Source organism: Mesorhizobium sp. M0518 (assembly GCF_040321125.1).
GTDB lineage: Bacteria > Pseudomonadota > Alphaproteobacteria > Rhizobiales > Rhizobiaceae > Mesorhizobium.
This window is the reverse complement of sequence record NZ_JAMYQY010000004.1, coordinates 223,442-241,622: the sequence shown is the minus strand read 5'-3', so window position 1 is coordinate 241,622 and position 18,181 is coordinate 223,442. Positions and strand designations below refer to the sequence as shown.

At 61.3% G+C, this 18,181-nt stretch carries 19 protein-coding genes and 2 tRNA genes; 6 read left to right on the top strand and 15 right to left on the bottom strand.

Features of this window, described 5'->3' with window-relative positions; genetic code table 11:
• Positions 1-192 precede the first annotated feature (192 nt).
• From NKI66_RS07900 to NKI66_RS07875, 6 genes are all read right to left on the bottom strand, one after another.
• Entirely contained in the window at positions 193-1,413 is a 1,221-nt protein-coding gene (locus NKI66_RS07900) for an OmpP1/FadL family transporter (RefSeq protein WP_128304005.1), read from the bottom strand.
• Positions 1,414-1,770: 357 nt separating this feature from the next.
• Positions 1,771-4,554, bottom strand: coding sequence for a valine--tRNA ligase (locus tag NKI66_RS07895; protein WP_128304004.1), 2,784 nt, complete (start codon positions 4,552-4,554; stop codon positions 1,771-1,773).
• A 220-nt stretch (positions 4,555-4,774) separates the two neighbouring features.
• Positions 4,775-5,593, bottom strand: coding sequence for a PopZ family protein (locus NKI66_RS07890; protein ID WP_128304003.1), 819 nt, complete (start codon positions 5,591-5,593; stop codon positions 4,775-4,777).
• A gap of 214 nt (positions 5,594-5,807) precedes the next feature.
• Entirely contained in the window at positions 5,808-7,199 is a 1,392-nt protein-coding gene (locus tag NKI66_RS07885) for a TolC family outer membrane protein (protein WP_023812204.1), read from the bottom strand.
• A 181-nt stretch (positions 7,200-7,380) separates the two neighbouring features.
• Positions 7,381-8,049 carry a protein-L-isoaspartate O-methyltransferase family protein gene (locus NKI66_RS07880; protein ID WP_023812205.1) on the bottom strand — a complete coding sequence of 223 codons (669 nt, stop codon included), beginning with the start codon at positions 8,047-8,049 and terminating at the stop codon, positions 7,381-7,383.
• A gap of 90 nt (positions 8,050-8,139) precedes the next feature.
• Positions 8,140-8,213: transfer RNA gene (locus NKI66_RS07875), tRNA-Cys, on the bottom strand.
• A gap of 289 nt (positions 8,214-8,502) precedes the next feature.
• Between NKI66_RS07875 and NKI66_RS07870 the strand changes: the two genes are divergently transcribed.
• Positions 8,503-8,637, top strand: coding sequence for a hypothetical protein (locus tag NKI66_RS07870; protein ID WP_023812206.1), 135 nt, complete (start codon positions 8,503-8,505; stop codon positions 8,635-8,637).
• A 24-nt stretch (positions 8,638-8,661) separates the two neighbouring features.
• Here the strand turns inward: NKI66_RS07870 and NKI66_RS07865 are convergent, their stop codons facing one another.
• A complete protein-coding gene (locus NKI66_RS07865) occupies positions 8,662-8,919 on the bottom strand; it encodes a hypothetical protein (RefSeq protein ID WP_023812207.1) in 258 nt (85 codons plus the stop codon).
• A gap of 223 nt (positions 8,920-9,142) precedes the next feature.
• Between NKI66_RS07865 and NKI66_RS07860 the strand changes: the two genes are divergently transcribed.
• Together NKI66_RS07860 and NKI66_RS07855 are read left to right on the top strand one after the other, a co-directional pair.
• Positions 9,143-9,217: transfer RNA gene (locus NKI66_RS07860), tRNA-Asn, on the top strand.
• Between the two features lie 443 nt (positions 9,218-9,660).
• Positions 9,661-9,909, top strand: a complete 249-nt coding sequence (locus NKI66_RS07855; RefSeq protein WP_023812208.1) for a hypothetical protein — start codon at positions 9,661-9,663, stop codon at positions 9,907-9,909.
• Between the two features lie 381 nt (positions 9,910-10,290).
• On the opposite strand, the gene NKI66_RS07850 is transcribed toward NKI66_RS07855, so the two are convergent.
• The 4 genes from NKI66_RS07850 to NKI66_RS07835 all read right to left on the bottom strand — a co-directional run bounded on the left by NKI66_RS07850 (position 10,291) and on the right by NKI66_RS07835 (position 12,103).
• Positions 10,291-10,536, bottom strand: coding sequence for a hypothetical protein (locus NKI66_RS07850; RefSeq protein ID WP_023812209.1), 246 nt, complete (start codon positions 10,534-10,536; stop codon positions 10,291-10,293).
• Between the two features lie 212 nt (positions 10,537-10,748).
• Positions 10,749-11,045, bottom strand: coding sequence for a DUF982 domain-containing protein (locus NKI66_RS07845; RefSeq protein ID WP_023812210.1), 297 nt, complete (start codon positions 11,043-11,045; stop codon positions 10,749-10,751).
• Between the two features lie 44 nt (positions 11,046-11,089).
• Complete coding sequence (locus NKI66_RS07840; RefSeq protein WP_023812211.1) at positions 11,090-11,545, bottom strand: hypothetical protein; 456 nt, start codon at positions 11,543-11,545, stop codon at positions 11,090-11,092.
• Positions 11,546-11,614: 69 nt separating this feature from the next.
• The gene (locus tag NKI66_RS07835) at positions 11,615-12,103 is read right to left on the bottom strand and encodes an Hsp20 family protein (RefSeq protein WP_023812212.1); all 489 of its coding nucleotides are present in this window, start codon (positions 12,101-12,103) and stop codon (positions 11,615-11,617) included.
• A 284-nt stretch (positions 12,104-12,387) separates the two neighbouring features.
• Here NKI66_RS07835 and NKI66_RS07830 point away from each other — a divergent pair, with 284 nt between their 5' ends.
• The 3 genes from NKI66_RS07830 (at position 12,388) to NKI66_RS07820 (ending at position 14,170) form a co-directional block, all read left to right on the top strand.
• Complete coding sequence (locus NKI66_RS07830) at positions 12,388-12,819, top strand: cupin domain-containing protein (RefSeq protein WP_023812214.1); 432 nt, start codon at positions 12,388-12,390, stop codon at positions 12,817-12,819.
• A gap of 98 nt (positions 12,820-12,917) precedes the next feature.
• Positions 12,918-13,676, top strand: a complete 759-nt coding sequence (locus tag NKI66_RS07825) for a copper homeostasis protein CutC (protein WP_023812215.1) — start codon at positions 12,918-12,920, stop codon at positions 13,674-13,676.
• On the top strand, positions 13,673-14,170 hold the full coding sequence (locus NKI66_RS07820; RefSeq protein WP_023812216.1) for a GNAT family N-acetyltransferase: 498 nt from the start codon (positions 13,673-13,675) through the stop codon (positions 14,168-14,170). Before NKI66_RS07825 ends, NKI66_RS07820 begins: the two co-directional genes overlap by 4 nt.
• Before the next feature lie 28 nt (positions 14,171-14,198).
• Here NKI66_RS07820 and NKI66_RS32660 read toward each other — a convergent pair whose 3' ends face one another.
• The 4 genes from NKI66_RS32660 to NKI66_RS07805 form a co-directional block, all read right to left on the bottom strand.
• A complete protein-coding gene (locus tag NKI66_RS32660) occupies positions 14,199-14,315 on the bottom strand; it encodes an MFS transporter small subunit (protein ID WP_023812217.1) in 117 nt (38 codons plus the stop codon).
• A gap of 109 nt (positions 14,316-14,424) precedes the next feature.
• The gene (locus NKI66_RS07815; RefSeq protein ID WP_023812218.1) at positions 14,425-15,804 is read right to left on the bottom strand and encodes an L-lactate MFS transporter; all 1,380 of its coding nucleotides are present in this window, start codon (positions 15,802-15,804) and stop codon (positions 14,425-14,427) included.
• Positions 15,805-16,051: 247 nt separating this feature from the next.
• Positions 16,052-17,074 carry an acyltransferase family protein gene (locus tag NKI66_RS07810; RefSeq protein ID WP_023812219.1) on the bottom strand — a complete coding sequence of 341 codons (1,023 nt, stop codon included), beginning with the start codon at positions 17,072-17,074 and terminating at the stop codon, positions 16,052-16,054.
• Between the two features lie 273 nt (positions 17,075-17,347).
• Complete coding sequence (locus NKI66_RS07805; RefSeq protein ID WP_023812220.1) at positions 17,348-18,145, bottom strand: FAD binding domain-containing protein; 798 nt, start codon at positions 18,143-18,145, stop codon at positions 17,348-17,350.
• Between the last annotated feature and the right edge of the window lie 36 nt (positions 18,146-18,181).

The following is an 18,181-nucleotide window of genomic DNA, read 5'->3' as shown; positions in this document are numbered from 1 at the left end:
TGGGCAATTTCCTCAGCCCGGCTTCCAGCGCAGGGGTTGTTCAGAAAGTGTTGCCAAAACGTCACAACCGCACGGGGCGAAAGAGGTGCGGCTAAGATGCAACGCAGCTTGGATACGGGGCGCACGGGCGATGCCGGCTCAAACGAAAAAGGCCGAGCAACGCCCGGCCTTTTGCTTAGAATTTTCAGTTGCTTAGAACTTGATCTTGATACCGCCGGAAATTGCCGTGACCAGATCGTTGCCGAAGTCATAGCTGTCATCGGTGCCCGCGATATAGCCGTTCTCGCCAGCCAACTCCCCTGAATGGCCGCTGGTCAGCACACCGACCGCACCTGCCAGACGAACCTCGATATTCGGCCTGGGCGTATAGGCAACGCCACCACCCAGCGTCCAGGTATCGGTCTGTGCACCATAGCCATGCGACGTGCCACGATCCCAGGAAAGCTGCCCAGCGGCACTCCACTGATCATTGAACTTGTGACCGATACCGCCCGTGACAGTCCAGCCATCACGATACATCAGGTCGAGTGAAGTTAGTTGGCCCAGACCATTCGTGACGCAGAATGAGGAGGGTGTACCCTGGGCACAGATCGGAACGCTTTGCAGGACGCTCCAATTGACCCACTTGATCGAACCGAAAGCGAGCCAGCCAGGTGCGATGCCCGACTGCAGTTTCAATTCGAGCGAATCCGGCATTGACTCCGTCGCACCATAAATCGGTACAGAGACGACGCCGCCGATGTTCAGAGTACCAGAGATATTGTCGAGCTTCACTTGCGAATTGTAGACAAGGCTGGCGCGCAGCGCGATATCTGGAATTTCATAAGCGACGCCCGCACGCCAGCCCCAGCCATCGGCCTCCAGATCGACACGACCGACCATCGTGCCGAAGCCAATATCTGTGTAGTTCTCCTTGAAGCCATAGATCTTCTGGTAGAAAACACCGCCTATGAACCGAAGCTGGCCTTTGCCGGCGTCCATCTTGTAGGAGCAGGTAGCCGCGTAGTTGTCGCTCTTGATGTCGGTTTCGATATTCGAAAACGCGCCGTTCCACGCATTTCCCGGCGCGGTATGTGCACCCCAGGGCTGCGAATAATCGACCATGCAATCCACGCCTTGCACGACCTGGACCTTGGCTCCAATGCGTGGAACCCAATAGCCCTCGGCTCCGTCGGCCGAGGTGCCCAAACCGAGATCGGCTCCGCCCGGGCCGCGCGCATTCTTGTACTTGCGGTCCGGCATCACATAGGTCGCTTCCGCTTCGGTCGCGAACGGAGCCGGATCAAACAACAGGTCGATATCGTAGCCAGCACGCTCCAGGCCGCCGGCATGTGCCGGGTTCATCGCCGTCCCGATCAAAGCCAGCGAAAAGCAGCCCGCCCCAAGCAGCGCTTTCAGTCGCAGAATAGTCATGAAATGTCCTCCCCGAATTCGAGTGCATCAAGCTAGAACCAATTCGGGTTAACGGTGCAACAACGAATTCAAGAGCGTACATGTACACATTCGCCAGGCGCATTTTCGAGGAAATGCAACCGGATGCGGCAAGGCCGAAAACGGTCCGTGATGGCGGATCTGCTTCCAAAAAACAGAGGAAACCCATCCAAAAAGGTTCGAAAACAGCGTTTTTTGCGGTCCGGGAGCCCCATTGTTACATTATGGCAACAATGGGGCTAAAACTTCCGTTTACGTCAAAATTAACGCAACGGCATGCTGATTTTCGAGGCGGAAAACCAGCAGTTTAGAGAGGGCTAAAGTCTCGCGAATCTATCCTTAGCCGGCGTCGCGAACCCTGGCCAACGCGACTGACAGCTTGCCCTGCGCATCGCGGTATTCGGCGAGCTTTTCACGCTCGGCATCGACGATCTCGGCCGGCGCGCTGGCGACGAACCTTTCGTTCGACAGTTTCTTGTGCAGGCGCGCGATCTCCTCGGTCACCTTGGCCAGTTCCTTCTGCAGCCGTGCCGCCTCGGCGGCGAGGTCGATCAGGCTGCCAAGCGGCAGGCAGACCGTCGCCTCATTGAGCACGATCTGCGCCGAGCCCTTGGGCGCGACATCGGCAAGCGAGATGTCGCCGACCCGCGCCAGCCGCTTGATCGCCGAATCCTCGCGAACGAGGCGCTCGCGTGTCACATTATTGGCGCCGACCACGACGAGCGGTGCAATGGCTGCCGGCGGCACGTTCATCTCCGAACGCACGGAGCGAATGCCGGAGACGAGTTCGACCAGCCAATTGATGTCCGCTGCGGCCTCGGCGTCTTCGAAATCCGGTGACGGCCATGCCGCATGACACAGCAGCGAGAGGCGTTGCTTGCCTTCGCCAGCGGTCTGCGCCCACAGTTCTTCGGTCATGAACGGCATCATCGGGTGCAGCAGCTTATAGATCTCATCCAGCACGAAGGCGACGCAGGCGCGGCTTTCGGCCTTGGCCGCCTCGTCGGCGCCCATGAACACCGGCTTCAGCAATTCCAGATACCAGTCGCAGAACAGGTTCCAGACGAAGCGGTAGGCGGCACCCGCCGCCTCGTTGAAGCGGTATGAGGTGATGCCGTCCGTGATTTCGCGCGCCGCGCGCGTCAGTTCGGTCAGGATCCAGCGGTTGACCGCCAGCTTCGCGTCATTCAGCCAGAACTCGTCATTGCGCGCGACCTCGTTCATTTCGGCGAAGCGCGTGGCGTTCCACAGCTTGGTGCCGAAATTGCGATAGCCGGCGATGCGCGCCGGGTCGAGCTTCACGTCGCGGCCTTGCGCCGCCATCACCGTCAGGGTGAAGCGCAGCGCATCGGCCCCGTATTCGTCGATCAGGTCGAGGGGGTCGACGACGTTGCCTTTCGACTTCGACATCTTCTGCCCGTTCTTGTCGCGCACCAACGCGTGCATGTAGACGGTGTGGAACGGCTCCTCGTCCATGAAGTGCAGGCCCATCATCATCATACGGGCAACCCAGAAGAAGATGAGGTCGAAGCCGGTCACCAGCACGTCGGTCTGGTAGTAGGTCTTCAGCTCCGGCGTCTCATCAGGCCATCCCAATGTCGAGAACGGCCACAGCGCCGACGAAAACCAGGTGTCGAGTACATCCTCGTCGCGGGTCAGGATCTCGCCCGGCTGGAAATTCTCCAACTTGTCCTCGACCCAGCCCTTCCAGGGTCCTTCCAGAGCCAGGTAGTATTCGATCGCGGCGCCGAGCGCCTCTTCCTCGGTCTTCTCGACGAAGACGCGCCCATCCGGCCCGTACCATGCCGGGATCTGATGACCCCACCACAGTTGGCGTGAGATGCACCAGGGTTCGATATTTTCCATCCACTGGAAATAAGTCTTTTCCCAATTCCCGGGTATGATCTTGGTGCGCCCCTCGCGCACCGAAGCGATCGCTGGCTTGGCCAGTTCCGCCGCATTGGCATACCATTGCTCGGTCAGGAACGGCTCGATCGGCACGCCCCCGCGATCGCCATGCGGGACGGCGTGGCGATGCGGCTCGACCTTTTCGAGGAAGCCGCCCTCTTCCATCAGCTCGACGATCTTCTTGCGCGCGACGAAGCGGTCGAGGCCGTCGAGTTCGTCCCAGACAATTTGGCGCTCCGGCGTCACCTCGAGGCCGGCAAGGAAATCCTCATTATCCCTGAGACTTACCGCCGCCTCCGTGGTCAGGATGCTGATCGCCGGCAGCTTGTGGCGCTTGCCGACCTCGAAGTCATTGAAATCGTGCGCGGGCGTGATCTTGACCGCGCCCGAACCCTTTTCCGGATCGGAGTACTCGTCCGCCACCACAGGAATCCTGCGACCGACGATCGGCAGGACGATGTTCTTGCCGACCAGATGCCGGAAGCGCTCGTCGTCAGGGTGCACGGCGACGGCCGTATCGCCCAGCATCGTCTCCGGGCGCGTCGTCGCCACGGTGATGAAGGTTGTTGGGTTTTCCGGGTCGAAGACCTGGCCCTCTACGGGGTAGCGGAAGTGCCAGAGATTGCCGTTGACCTCCTGCTGCTCGACCTCGAGATCGGAGATCGCGGTGAGCAGCTTGGGATCCCAGTTCACAAGGCGCTTATCCTTGTAGATCAGCCCTTCCTTGTAGAGCGTGACGAACACTTCGAGCACGGCCTTGGACAGGCCTTCGTCCATGGTGAAGCGTTCGCGTGACCAATCGGCCGAGGCGCCGAGCCGCTTTAACTGGTTGAAGATCGCGCCGCCGGATTCGGCCTTCCACTCCCACACTTTCTCGATGAACTGCTCGCGGGTCAGGTCGCGGCGATGGATCTGCTTTTCCATCAGCTGCCGCTCGACCACCATCTGCGTGGCGATACCGGCATGGTCCATGCCCGGCTGCCACAGGACATTCTTGCCGCGCATGCGCTCGAAGCGCACCAGTATATCCTGCAGCGTGTTGTTGAGCGCGTGTCCCATATGCAGCGAGCCGGTGACGTTCGGCGGCGGGATGACGATGGTGAAGGCTTCCGCCCCCTCCTCGGCCCCGGCACCGGCGCGAAACGCGTCGGCCTCTTCCCAGACTTTGGCGATCTTCGGCTCGACGGTTTTGGCGTCGTAGGTCTTTTCAAGCATGGGAAAATGGTCCGCGCTGTCGGGAGTTTTGCTGGTCCGCTGTAAATCGGAAGGCTTTGACCAAGTCAACCGCAAGGGCTGTCTCGGACCCTCACAACCAGATAGGCGCGGCCTTGGTCATTTCAACGGAAAGCGATCCGTCGTCCTGCCAACAAGCTGACCTCACCAAAGGAAACGGCGCCACGAGGGCGCCGCTTCCTTTGGTGATCGGCATGGGGAACTACTGCGCCCCGCGCGCCACGCGCTCGATCTCCTCGCGCACCAGCCTTTCGACCAGTGTCGGCAGATTGTTGTCGAGCCAATCCTGCAGCATCGGCCGCAGCATCTCTTCGGCCATTTCGTCGAATGTCTTCTTGCTGCGGCTGGCAAACGCGTCGGAAAGCTCGCCAAAGGCAGCCGCGACCTGCCGGCCGGTGTGCTCGGAAACGATCGCCGGACGCGGCGCGTCGCTGGCCGCCACCGGTCGCACCACGCTTGCATCCGGACGAGACGGCTCGACGGCTGCTTTCGCGGTCGGTTCGTCACTTGGAGTCTCCACGGACGGCTGGGCAGCGGTCTTGGGGGCTTCGCTCCGGTCCGACACCGCCCTCGCCTGCTCACCGACCGCGGCGATCTCGCGACGCCAATCGGCGATGGAAGCGTCGGCGACAGGACGCGATCCCGGCGCTTCAACCGTGATTGGCTCGGCGGCGACGCGGGCGCTGACCTCGGCAAGTGTCATCGATGGCTTTGCCGGGCCGGGATCGGGGCGCACCGGCGTTTCCATGCGTGCGGCCACCGGCTCGGCCGCCGGCAACTGTGCCTGGACTTCCGCCAGCGTGACCGGCTTCCTGCCGTCGGGGGCGGCATGCAGGTCGGCACGGAATGCTTCCACGTCGGGGGCTGCATAGGCGCTCGACGCGCGCTCCAGATCCTGGCTCAACTCATCGGCGTCGCCCGGCTGCTTGCGGCCGCCGTCGCTGTCCTCGATGATCCGCCTGATGGAAGCCAGTATCTCTTCCATGGAAGGTTCGCGCTGTGCGCTGCTTGCCGTTGCCATCGTCACATCCGCCGCCCTTGTGACCCCTGTTGGGTTTTCCGATCCGGCAGAGCCGGATCGAATCATGGCGACAGCGTAACCGACGGATCGCCGCACGAGAATCCCCAATCTGGGGACTTGTGGGATTTCAACAGATTAGCGCGATCTGAACCCGAGAGCGCAGTACGAAAGATCCTGCTCAAACGAGGAGCACGGCCAGTCCTGGCCGAACGCTTCAGCGGCCGTCCGGCGTGCGCAGGCCGTACCACTTGTCCTTGACCGCGTTGTAATGCTCTTCAGGCTTGTATTTCGCTACCTGCAAGCCAAGGCGGTCGACGGACAGACGGCCGGTCGCCTGCAGGATGGCGTAGCTCGCCACCACCACATCATGTTCGTAACCGGCCTGGTTGATCTGGGCGGTGATGACCGTCGCCTGCGCGTTGAGGACGTCGAGCGTGGTGCGCTGGCCGACATTGCGCTCTTCGATGACACCGTTCAGTGCCAGCTTCGCGGCCTCGATCACCTGCCTGTTGGCCGTCAGCTGCTGCTGCGCGGCGGTGTACTCGGTCCAGGCGGCGGTGACGGCCTGGCGCACCTGGTCGCGGCTGACGTCGACCTGGATGCGGGCCTGGCTGAGCGATTCCTTGTCCTGGCGCACGATCGCCGAGGTGCGGCCACCCGAATAGATCGGGATGGTCAGCGTTGCCCCGACACTGGCCGAATTGGTCGTGCCATCCTGCGAACCGACGCCCGGCAAAGGCGAGGTATTGCGATAGGCGCTCGAAACGCCGGCGGAAGCCGACAGCTGCGGCAACAGCGCGCCTTCGGCCGACTTCACCGAAAACGCGGCCGCGTCGACCAGATGCTGCGTGGCAAGGATGGCCGGATGCTCGTTCGAGGCCACCCCGACGGCGGCGGCGAGGCTCGACGGCAACAGCTTTGCCACCGGCGAAGCGCCCTTGAGCTTGCCCGGCTCGTCGCCGACGATCTGGCGGTAGATCGCCGCACTTGCCAGCGCCTGCGCCCGGGCGGCACTCAGCGATGCCACGGCGGCGGCCCGCGAAGCATCGGCCTGGGCGACATCGGTGCGCGTGCCTTCGCCAACTTCGAAACGCGAACGCGCCGCGCGCGCCGTTTCGGTCAGGAACTGAAGGTTCTGCTCAGTCAGCACGGCGACCTGCCGGTCGCGAATCACGTTCATATAGGCTTGGGCCGCGCTGAACAGGATACCCTCTTCGGTGTTGCGCAGGCTTTCGACGGAAGCGCGGACCTGCGCTTCGGCGGCAGCGACATTGTTCCTGGTCTGAAAGCCATCGAACAGCATCTGGTTTATCTGGACGCCAAAATTTCCGGTGGTCAGCCTCACGCTTGAATTGGTGCCATTGAGATGGCTGCTCGAATAATCAATATCCGCCGAGCCGGTGACAATCGGGCGGTAGCCCGACTTGGCGATGGCGACACCCTCGTCGGTGACACGAACGCCGGCGCGGGATGCATTCAGCGAAGAATTGTACTGATAGGCCTTTGCAAGCGCGCCGGAGATGCTTTCGGCTGAAGCCGCCAGTGGGGACAGCATGGTCGCCGAAACGAGGACGGCGGTGAAAAGTGACTTGCGTAAAGACGGCACGGTTAAACCCTCATTCGTTTTCCATGGGAACCGCGCCGCGCCTGCTTCTCTCATAGATCAGCCGGCGCCGCGTGTTCGATGTTCCCTGCTGCTCACCCCAAAGTGCCCCCAGTCTGGGATCCGCAGCGATCGTTCAAATGCAAGCGACCATGACACAGCCTCTCCTGCAAGGCCAAATCATTCAGAATTCGAAAGCACGAATGCGTTCAAACCCCGGTAGTGGCTTAATTGCCGCATTAAATGCACGTCTTCCGGTTACAACCCCCCCGGCCTTGAAAAAGAGACGGGCCACGCCGGAATTGCCCTGCCCTTCGACGGCGACAAGGCGGCCGCCTTCGGCGAGTTGGTCCAGCAGCGCCACCGGCACTTCCGCGACGCTGCCACCGACGAAGATGACGTTATAAGGCGCCTTAGCGGCATGCCCCTGCGGCAACGCGCCCTGGACGACGGTCACATTGCCGCAGCCCAGCGACGAAAGCGTCGATCTGGCGGTTTCCGCCAGCGCCGAATCACTTTCGAGCGCCACCACGGACCTGGCCAGTCGCGACAGGATGGCCGAGGCGTAGCCGGTTCCGCAACCGACATCGAGCGCCGAATCGGTCGGGTTGATCTCCGCCAGCTGGATAAGCTTGGCCAACGGCGATGCTTCCATCAGGTAGCGCGCGCCGTCCGCGCCGGCGGCAATGCGGATGTCCTCGTCGATATAGGCCAGATCGCGCTGGGCGGCGCCGACAAACATCTCTCTTGGGACGACAAGCATTGCATCGAGCAGCGGCGCGCTGGTCACATCGGTGGTGCGGACCTGGCCGTCGACCATCTTGACGCGTAGTTCGGAGAAATCAGCGCTCATGTCCCAACCAATCCGCTTGCCGCGCCAGAACCGCGGTCCATTGTGTCAGGAACTTCAGGCCCCTGCGCTGCCGCGCGGGGGCCCGGGCATTGGAGGCCTCGCCCGGAATCGAACCGGGGTGCAAGGATTTGCAGTCCTCTGCGTAACCACTCCGCCACGAGGCCTCATTGCTCCCGGCGTTCCACCCGGTTCCAATAGGTTGCGGCGAAAATGACGTCAAGCGGCCACCGTGCATTCCGAACGGTTTCCTCGCGTCAGTCCGGACGGCACCCGGCAAATCGTCGGATCGGGCCTGACCGCTCCATTAGCGGACAATTAAGCATAGCCTGCCCGGAGAAGAAACTCATCGGCGGCCGTGCGTTGGACATGGCAGGAGGAAGAGCCATGCACCGGACAGTGGCAGCAAATACAAGTGCCTCGTCCGGCCTGTCCCTGCCACAATGCGGAGAGCCTATGCATTACGCAATCGACCGTCTGTCCATCGAAGGTGCGGACAGCCTGTCGCCGCATGACAGGGCAAGGCTTGCCTCGGCCGCGGCGATTCTCAAGCAGATCCGTGAGGCGCTGGAAGAGCACGCCGCCCGCTGAACACCCGCCTTGCGCTATCGGCGGTCAATCGGGCCGGCGACGCCGTTCCCACCAGACGACAAAGCGACGCCGGTGACGGCGAACCATGGCGAATTCATAGGACAGCACCAGCAATCCGAGCGGAACCATCCAGAAGCCGAGGATCGGCAGGAAACCGAGGACGCCGCCAACGGTCAGCAGGATGCCGATCGTGATTCTGAGCCCGCGCGAGCGCGGCATTTTGAACTCGCGCCCGAAAACGGAGATTTTCCGCGCCGGCATCTGGTTGTCTTGTGCTGTCATCGTCTCGAAAGATTGACCCGTTTGATTGTTCGCAAGCATGCTTGAACCAAAGCAGCCGCCGCGCTTTCGGTTCCATATCCCCGCCAAGACGGCTAATATGAGGGCTTCCTTCGACGATTGCGAGAAACGCCTGCGCGAAAAAGCCTCGGAAAAATGTGAAAAGCTTCTTTGCAAAGCCGAAAAGGGCAGCTATAGGCTGCGCCACTCACATAAGAGCATCCGTTCCCCGGTAGCTCAGTGGTAGAGCAACCGGCTGTTAACCGGTTGGTCGCTGGTTCGAATCCGGCCCGGGGAGCCAATCTTTTCAAAGCCTTGAGACGGTCAGGTCGCCCATAGGGGCTGATCTATGGCATGTCTGCAAAATCGCGGTCAGCAGGTTGATTCTCAACTTGACCTGGCCCCGCTGTCCAGCGCCGTCGATGACGCCGCGGCATCGGGACGGTTCGCGGGAGCAGGCATAAGGCCTTGCTTCGATCTCGGCGATCTCATCTCTTGTCGCCGTTCGGGTTGGGTGCCGGTGCCTCTCGCACATCTCGCGGTGGCGGGTCGACATGCTTAAGCTCTGGCGGGACTTCTTTGTCCCGGCGTTGCACAGGTATCTTCTCCGGTGCGGGCTTCGATGGTGGCTCTTTGATCTTGCTCGGCATAATCGAGTTAACCGCCCTGCCGGTCTCTTGTTCCGTAGCGAGCAGAAAACCTGAATGCGTGGGGAACCGGGAACATCGAAGAGCGTTTTCTCGCATGCTGAAGAAGATCGCCCTCGCCGCCGTGCTGGTCCAGGTTGCCGCGTTTTCGGCTCTCATCACCCAGACGGTCCTCTTCGCGTCCACGGCCACACAGGCCGCCGACGCGAAGCCCGGCGACGCAGTCGCCGTCACCATTGAGAACGAACGGGACAAGGCGGCGCAACCTATTGTTGCCGGCCAATGTCCAACGCGGCTTGTGGCGAGCAAGGTCTTCACGAGGAACGTAATTACGGCGCAACAATAGCTCGCCATCGATGCCGGCCATCCGTCGATCCCCCCAATTTAAGTCAGGGCAATGTGCTTGAAAGCACAATGATTCCTGTTACTTGCGACGTAGGGCGAGTGCGTTTGGGTTGGGCAAGAATTAGTATGATTTCATCGAATATGGAATGCCCGCGCTGTCATGGCAGCGGCAGGGTTTTCGACTGCTCCAAGTGGTATGCGTCAAACGGGCACTGCTGCCCGCAGGGAACCCATCGGGGTGGCTGCCCTGGAAAGACGGGCGCCTGCGCGGAATGCGACGGCCTGGGGACGATGGCGGAGCCTCCGCTGAGAGCCGTGGCGTAATCTGCGAGAGCCGCGCATGCCGCTGATGACGGCGCGGAGGCGCCCGAACGAGCATATTTTACTCTGTTGGTGTTTCTACGGGTGGTGCGGCCAGAACCGTGATGTCCATCCTGGCGATCTTGGATGCCGCGCGGCCTTGCGCGCCAGCATCCATATCGCCGCCTGCGGCAACCATGATTTTGGCCAGATGTCCCACGGCGTCCGCGCTGCGGCCCGGCGAAAATCCTTCCCCGGTTTGCGGCTTCCCCACTGCCGTTTGTTTTTCCGGGACATGCGGATGTTGACTTACGATAGCGGAAACCATTGAACCTCCTGTGGCGACGCTTCGAACATTATATTAGCGTTGACTGTTGCGAGGCTGACCTAGCCAGTCGCCAAAAACCGCACCAGGGAGTTCGAACAAAAGATCGAGCCGCCCCGCTACAAGGTGAACTGGTAGGGCAGCTCACCTTGCAGCGATGTGAAAACGACGATGCAGGCCCAGCCGTCCTGGTAGCGCCGCCCCTTTTATCAAGGCTAAGCGGTAATCCCACCGCGACCTGACCTTGTGTCCATCCAAGGGAACTGAGCAAGCGGGTCCTGCAGGATCTTGACGGATCTTGCGAAGCCGGCGACGGCATCGCGCGCCACCGTCAGCGGAACCTGGCCGTCGTAAGCACGCTGGCAGGCTCGAAAGGCCGTTTCGAAAATCGGACCCCGCCTTTCCCTTGGCCACTCGTCAAAGAAGTCAAAGGCGTCGTCGAGGCACCCTATTTCTTGAATGAACTCGCCATTCTTGACCAGGACCGGTTGGTCGAACGTCCTGTCACTCATGTAATCCTCCATTCGGCACGGTGGGTTGTTGCTGGTTCGGGTCATCATGCGATTGCATGCTCCGGCTCGGCCAACATGCCGCCACCTCCACGCCCAGGCGGTACCGTTGCAATGGCCGGGATTGGCGGCGGATCATCGTCGTCATCTCGCCAGGGGTGCCGCATCCAACCGAGGCGGCTCTTCCTGCGGCGCCGGTCGAAAGACGGGCTGACGGTGCCCGGCATCTTTGAAATACGCGGTTCCCGCCCGGATTCGTCCAGGAGGTGGAGGGCGCGAAGTATGTCGCTGACTTCCACGATGGCGCCGTTGTCCAATTGCCGCAACGCGGGATTGTCAGGAACCGCATGAACGTCGGAAGCCCAGAAAGCGAGCAAAGCCCGCTTTGCGCCGATTGTCATCGTCTCCTCGTTCAGGACGTCATCTGGCGTCCGCAACTCAGCGGATTCCGCGGCAAGATTTTTCGGTTCGGGTTGGTAAAAACTGTAAGCTTCGGTTCTCATCTCCATTCTCCGCGAGCTGTGCCTCCCGGCCGAACCGGGAGGCGGACCGTAGATCTAGGTTCCAGGGAATCAGGCGACCTCGCGCTGAGGCTCCGCATCGGAATCGATCAACTGCTTCTTGCCGGGTTGCTCGAGCGAAACCGCCTTGGCTTCGGACCCTATCTCAATGCGCCGAGGCTTGAGTTCCTTGGGCACTTCGCGGATCAGGTCCACCGACAGCAAGCCATTCTCGAGGTTGGCCGCCTTGACCTTTACGTGATCGGCAAGTTTGAACACCTGCTTGAAGTTGCTCGTCGCCAAGCCGCGATGAAGGACCTCCCGATTTTCCTGGTCGGGTTTCCTTTGGCCGATGACAGACAATTCGGGGCCGTTCTGTATGAGTTCGACTTCATCGAGAGCGAAGCCGGCGATAGCCATCGTAATGCGATAGTCGTTCTCGCCAATCTTCTCGATATTGTAGGGAGGCCAGTCGGAGCGCCCGCTTTTCTCGAGCATATCGAAGAGACGGTCGAAGCCGACCGTTGTGCGGTAAAGAGGGGTATAATCAAAGCTTCTCATAGCCATATCCTCCGTGAAGCAACATGGGTTACGAGGCTGTCGCAGCGCCGCTGCGACGCCAATATGTCGAGCCGAAGCCTCGACGGAAAACGATCTGGTAATCGTGTTTTTTTCCGTCAAGAGGGGCGTAAAAAATTTTCTGGCCGGCAGGCAGATCCAGCGAGCCATGCTCTTCGGCGGGGAATTCCGCCACACCGTACGAGGTCCGCTGAAGCGGGTGCCCAAGGCGCTGCCTTGCGTGCTGGCGGTCACTGCGCGATGTTGGCGGCGGGGTGGAGCGAATCATGCGAAAAATTTTGATGTCCGGACTGCTGCTCGCGGTGGCCTTTTCCGCGAACCCGGCCCACGCGCTGGACAGCAGCGGCACGCCTGTCGTCGTGACCCCTCTTGCGTCGCGCACGACGACCGCGTCCGGCCAGCCGATCACGCTGCCGCAGAAGAACGTGCAGGTGCTGGTCTCGAGCTACGACATCGCGTCGGGCGCGACCTTGCCGGTCCACAGGCACCCCTTTCCGCGCTACGCCTATGTCCAGGCCGGCACGCTGAAGGTCACCAATGTCGAGACCGGCATCAGCAACACCTACAAGGCTGGCGATTTCATCATCGAAATGATCGGCCAGTGGCATCAGGCCACCAATATCGGTGATGTCGAGGTGAAGCTTCTGGTGATCGATCAGGTCGAGCAAGGCGCCAAGAATACGGAATTGCGCCAATAACCGCGAAGTCTGTGCCCGAAGGCGGAAGGCTGTTCGCGCTTTCGCAGCAGCCGGCCCGGTGCTAGGGCTGGCCGGGAAATCATGGACTGGATCGCCCCTTGACCAAAGCTCTCCGCCTGCCGCTGATCGAAATCTGTGTCGAAGGCATTGACGGCCTGCTCGCGGCGCAAGCCGCTGGCGCCGACCGGGTCGAATTATGCGCCAGCCTCATCGAAGGCGGCATCACGCCGAGCCTCGGCACGGTCCGCGCCGCCATCGAGCAGGCAAGCGTGCCGTTTCACGTCATGGTGCGGCCGCGCGGCGGCGATTTTCTCTACAGTGAGACCGAATACGCCTCGATGCTGGCCGATGTCTCGGCACTGCGCGAACTCGGCGTGCCCGGCGTGGTGTTTGGCTGCCTGAACGCCGATGGCACCATGGATGAGGCGCGCATGAGCGAACTGACACAAGCCGCTGGCCCCTTGAACGTCACCTGCCATCGCGCCTTCGACATGACGCGCGATCCGGCCGAGGCGCTCGAATCGCTGATCCGCAGCAAGGTCGGCCGCGTGCTGACCAGCGGCCAGCGTGACACTGCCGTCGAAGGCTTGCCGCTGTTGGCGGATCTGGTGCGGCAGGCCGGCGACCGCATCGTCATCCTCGGCTGCGGCGGCCTGGATTTGCACAACATTGCCGAAGTGCGCAGCAAAACCGGCCTGTCCGAAATGCATTTTGCCGCCCTCAAGGATGTGCCGAGTGCCATGGACTACCGCAATCCCCATGTCGGCATGGGTGGTTCCGATCTCGATCGCGAGTATCGCAACACGCTGACCGACACACCGCTGGTGGCGGCAACGATTGCGGCAGCCAAGGCATGACCTCTACCCCTGCCCCGATAGCCCGTGTATCGGCCGCAGACGAAGCGGCGATCCTGGCGCTCAACAACGAGCATGCCGCCGAACTGTCGTGGCTGGAGGCTGAGCGGCTGTCTTTCCTGCTTGGCGAAGCGTTTTACACCAGGCGCATCGGCGATCTCGAAGCCTTCATCATGACCTTCGACCAGGACGCCCGCTACGACAGCCCGAATTTCCTGTGGTTCCGCGAGCGCTATAAGCGCTTCGTCTATGTCGACCGCGTCGTCGTGGCGGCGCATGCGCGCGGCCGCGGCCATGCCCGCCGGCTCTATCAGGATCTGTTCGGCCATGTTGAGCGCGCCGGCTACAATCTGGTCACCTGCGAAGTCAACACCGCCCCGCCGAACCCTGCCTCGGATGCCTTTCACGCCGCCCTTGGCTTCACTGAGGCCGGCGACGCCGTCATCCATGGCGGCAAGAAAGCGGTCCGCTATTACATCAGACGAACCTCCGTCTGAGGCCAGGCGGATCGAACTGAAGACAGGGCTACTGGAACAAGGCTGTCGCACTCACCAGCGTCATCCAGAACCCCCAGACCAACGGGATGCCGACCAGCAGCCAGGACAGCGTCAGTTTGATCGAATTGCCGTTGTCTTGCGCCATGGTCGGTCTCCTCAGAGCATGATCCCGAAATTGGGCTCCGGTTTCGGAAAAGATCATGCTCAAACAATACGATAGAGCCCATCCCGATTCTATCGGGATGGAACTGGCTCTAAGCCACCGCTGGTTCGGTCTTCATGTGGAAGCGCGCATTGACCGGCCGCATCATCAGGTTGAGCAGGAGGCCGATGACCAGCAGGCCGGCCATGATGTACATGGTGACCGTGTAGGCGTCGGCCTTCGCCACGCCGCTGTCGATCTGGTACTGCCTGATATAATTCACCAGCACCGGGCCAAGCACGCCCGCCACCGACCACGCGGTCAGCAATCGGCCGTGGATGGCGCCGACGTAACGCACGCCGAAGACGTCGCGCAGGTAGGCGGGAATGGTGGCGAAGCCGCCGCCATACATGCTGAGGATGATCCCGTAGAACAGCACGAACAGGAAGACGCTGCCGGTCTGGCCGGTCCAAGGCACCGCCGCATAGAGGACGACGCCCAGCGCGAAGAAGATGGCATAGGTTGTCTTGCGGCCGATATAATCGCTGGTCGAGGCCCAGAAGAAGCGGCCGAGCATGTTGAAGATCGACAACAGGCCGACGAAACCGGCAGCAGCGGCCGGCGAGATGCGTCCCGGGAACATCTCCTGGCTCATGGCCGAGGCTTGCCCGAGCACGCCAATGCCTGCCGTGACGTTAAGGCACAGCACACCCCAAAGCAGCCAGAACTGCGGCGTCTTCAACGCATCGTCGAGATGGACATTGGACGTCGTCACCATCGCATCCTGTGCCGCCGGCGGCGTCCATCCGGCGGGCCGCCAGCCCTCCGGCGGCACCCTGACGATAACAGCCCCAATCAGCATGAAGACGAAATAGACGATGCCCAGCACGAGGAAGGTTTCAGCGACGCCGATATGCTCAGGCGTCGAAAACAGCTTCATCAGATAAACCGACAGCGGCGAGGCGATGAAGGCGCCGCCGCCGAAGCCCATGATCGCCATGCCGGTTGCCATGCCCGGCCGGTCCGGAAACCAGGTGATCAGCGTCTTGACCGGCGAGATGTAGCCGAGGCCGAGACCGATGCCGCCCAGCACGCCGTAGCCGAGATAGATGATCCACAACTGGTGCAGATAGACGCCGAGCGCCGAGACAATGAAGCCGCCACCGAAACAGCAGGCAGAAGCGACCATGGCTTTGCGCGGCCCGACACGATCCAGCCAGCCGCCGCCGAACGCCGCCGCAATGCCCAGGAACAGGATCGCGATCGAGAAAATCCAGCCAAGGCCGGTCAGCTTCCAGTCGTCGGGCGCCGAGTCGGTGATGCCGACCAACTTCGACATCGGCAGGTTGAAAACGCTGAACGCATAGGCCTGGCCGATGCAAAGGTGTATGCAGAGCGCCGCTGGCGGCACCATCCACCTGCTGAAGCCAGGTTCGGCGACGGTGCGTGAGCGGTCGAGCCAGCCGCCCGCCCTCTCCCCGGTCGTGTCCATTCCATCCTCCCAGATGCGTCTTCGAACCATCTTCTCAGATGTGTCCTGCGAACAAACTAGGAGGGTGAGCCGGTGAGGCAATAAGGAATGCCCGTCATAAGACCAATGTCTAATGAGACTGGCCTATATCGAAAGCAGGTCATTACTTTCCAAAAAATTATATTAGAGATAATTAATTGATTGTCTGCTTATGAAGCGCGATCCACTCCACCTGCACTCGCGATCATCTGGCCGGGCACGACGGCATTCACCAGTTGCGGTTGAGCCATTCGCGCGCCGGGCGCTCGATGAGGTAGTAGCTGCAGAGCGCGCAGGCAAAAACGCCGGCCAGCATCGGGATCGGCGCGCTGCCTTGTTCATAGACGAATTTGTAGAACGGCTGCTGCCACAGATAGAGCGAGTACGACCACAGGCCCAGCGTCGCCATCGGCCAGGAGGACAGCAATCCGGAAAAATACCGTGGGCTGAAATCGAGTGCGTTGACGGCCAGCGCCAGCAGCGGCACCGCGAAGAGATAGTGGATCGGCGTCGGCACCTGATCCAGGAACAGGACAACGGCACAGAACGTTGCCACCAGGGCCACATGCTTGCCTCTCAAAAACGCAGGCAGCCTGCCATCGGCCTTGAGCAGGCAGATCGAAGCCGACAGCAGGATCGACGCGATGTGCACGTCGGTGCGCCAATAAGTGGTTTCGTAGTCCATCCCGAAGACCCAGTACGAAACCGCGCCATTGGCCATGGCCAGCAAGGCCAGCGCCAGGAGCAGCACGACCACGCGAGAGCGACTTGAGACGATGACGCTGATCAGCGCCAGGATGATGTAGGCGTGCTCCTCGATGCAGAGCGACCAGATATGGTCGAGCGCCCCTGCCCGCGTCAGGAGAATGCCGGCATAGTTGTAGGTGAATGTCAGCGCCGTCAGCGCCGCCTTCCATTTGAAGGCGATGAACGTGCCGGCCAGCGCGATCATCGCGACGACTACGAAGACCAGAAGAGCTGGATAGATGCGGGAGAAGCGGCGTTTGAAGAATTTTTTCAGCGGGTAGCGTTCGATGAACAGGATCTCGCCCATCAGCCGGCCGCTGAGCACGAAGAAGAATTCGACGCCCAGCACGCCAAGATTGATTCCCGGAACCGGAAAGAAATGGCCGATCAGCACCAGCGCGATCGAAAGGCCGCGCCAGCCGTCGAGATAGGCCAGTCTTGTTCTGGTTGATCTGTCGGCGGCGGATCGGGACGGAACGACATGCGTCGCGGAAATGTCGGTCATGCCGATCCTCTCGCAATAGGTATGCGAAGGGTACGACGGTACATTTCGAACCCAGCTCGCATTCCCGCCCAAATCCATATTGCAGTGCAATATGGATTTGTGCAAGTGCGAGATTGCCGCCGGTGCAGTTCCAGGTGAAGTGTCGGCGGAAGAAATTGCTCAGGCAAACGATTGGTGCGGGGGGCGATTCCATCAAAATTGGACAACTACAGGTCGTCCCAAAAAGGAAAAGGGGCCGCATGACCCCTTCTCCCGTGTTCACAACTGACCGTATCAGGCGTTGGCGGCAGCCACCGCGCGCTTGGCCATCACCGCGATCAGATTGGCGCGATAGTCGGCCGAGGCATGGATGTCGGTCATCAAATTCTTCGCCGGCACTTTTACCCCTTCGAGTGCCGAGGCCGCGAAGTTCCCGGCTAATGCTGCCTCGATCTCCTTCGAACGAAAAACGCCGTCGTCGCCGGCACCGGTGACGGCGACGCTGACGCCATCCTTGCCCTTGGCCACGAACACGCCGACGATGGCGTAGCGCGATGCCGGATTGCGGAATTTTTCATAGGCCGCCTTGGCCGGCGCGGTGAAGGTGACGGCGGTGACGATTTCGCCATCCTTCAACGACGTTTCGAACAGGCCTTTGAAGAATTTGTCGGCTGATATCTGGCGCTTGTTGGTGATGATGGTGGCGCCCAGCGCCAGCAGCGCCGCCGGATAATCGGCCGCCGGATCGTTGTTGGCGATCGAGCCGCCGATCGTCCCCTTGTGGCGCACCGCCGGATCACCGATCAGCGATGCCAGATGAGAAAGCGCCGGACAGACCTTCTTCAGCTTCTCGTCATTGGCAACAGCGTGATGCGTGGTGGCGGCGCCGATGGCGACGGTCTTGCCCGACACCGTGACGCCCTGCAGCTCCGTGATCCGCGACAGGTCGACAAGGTCGGACGGCGCGGCAAGCCGCGTCTTCATCGCCGGGATCAGCGTCATGCCGCCCGAAAGCAGCTTGGCGTCGCCGGTCTTGATCAGCTTGGCGGCATCGGCGACCGAGGCGGCGCGGTGATAGTTGACTGCGTACATTTGTCTTTCTCCCCTGGGTGAAAGAGCGAACAGGAA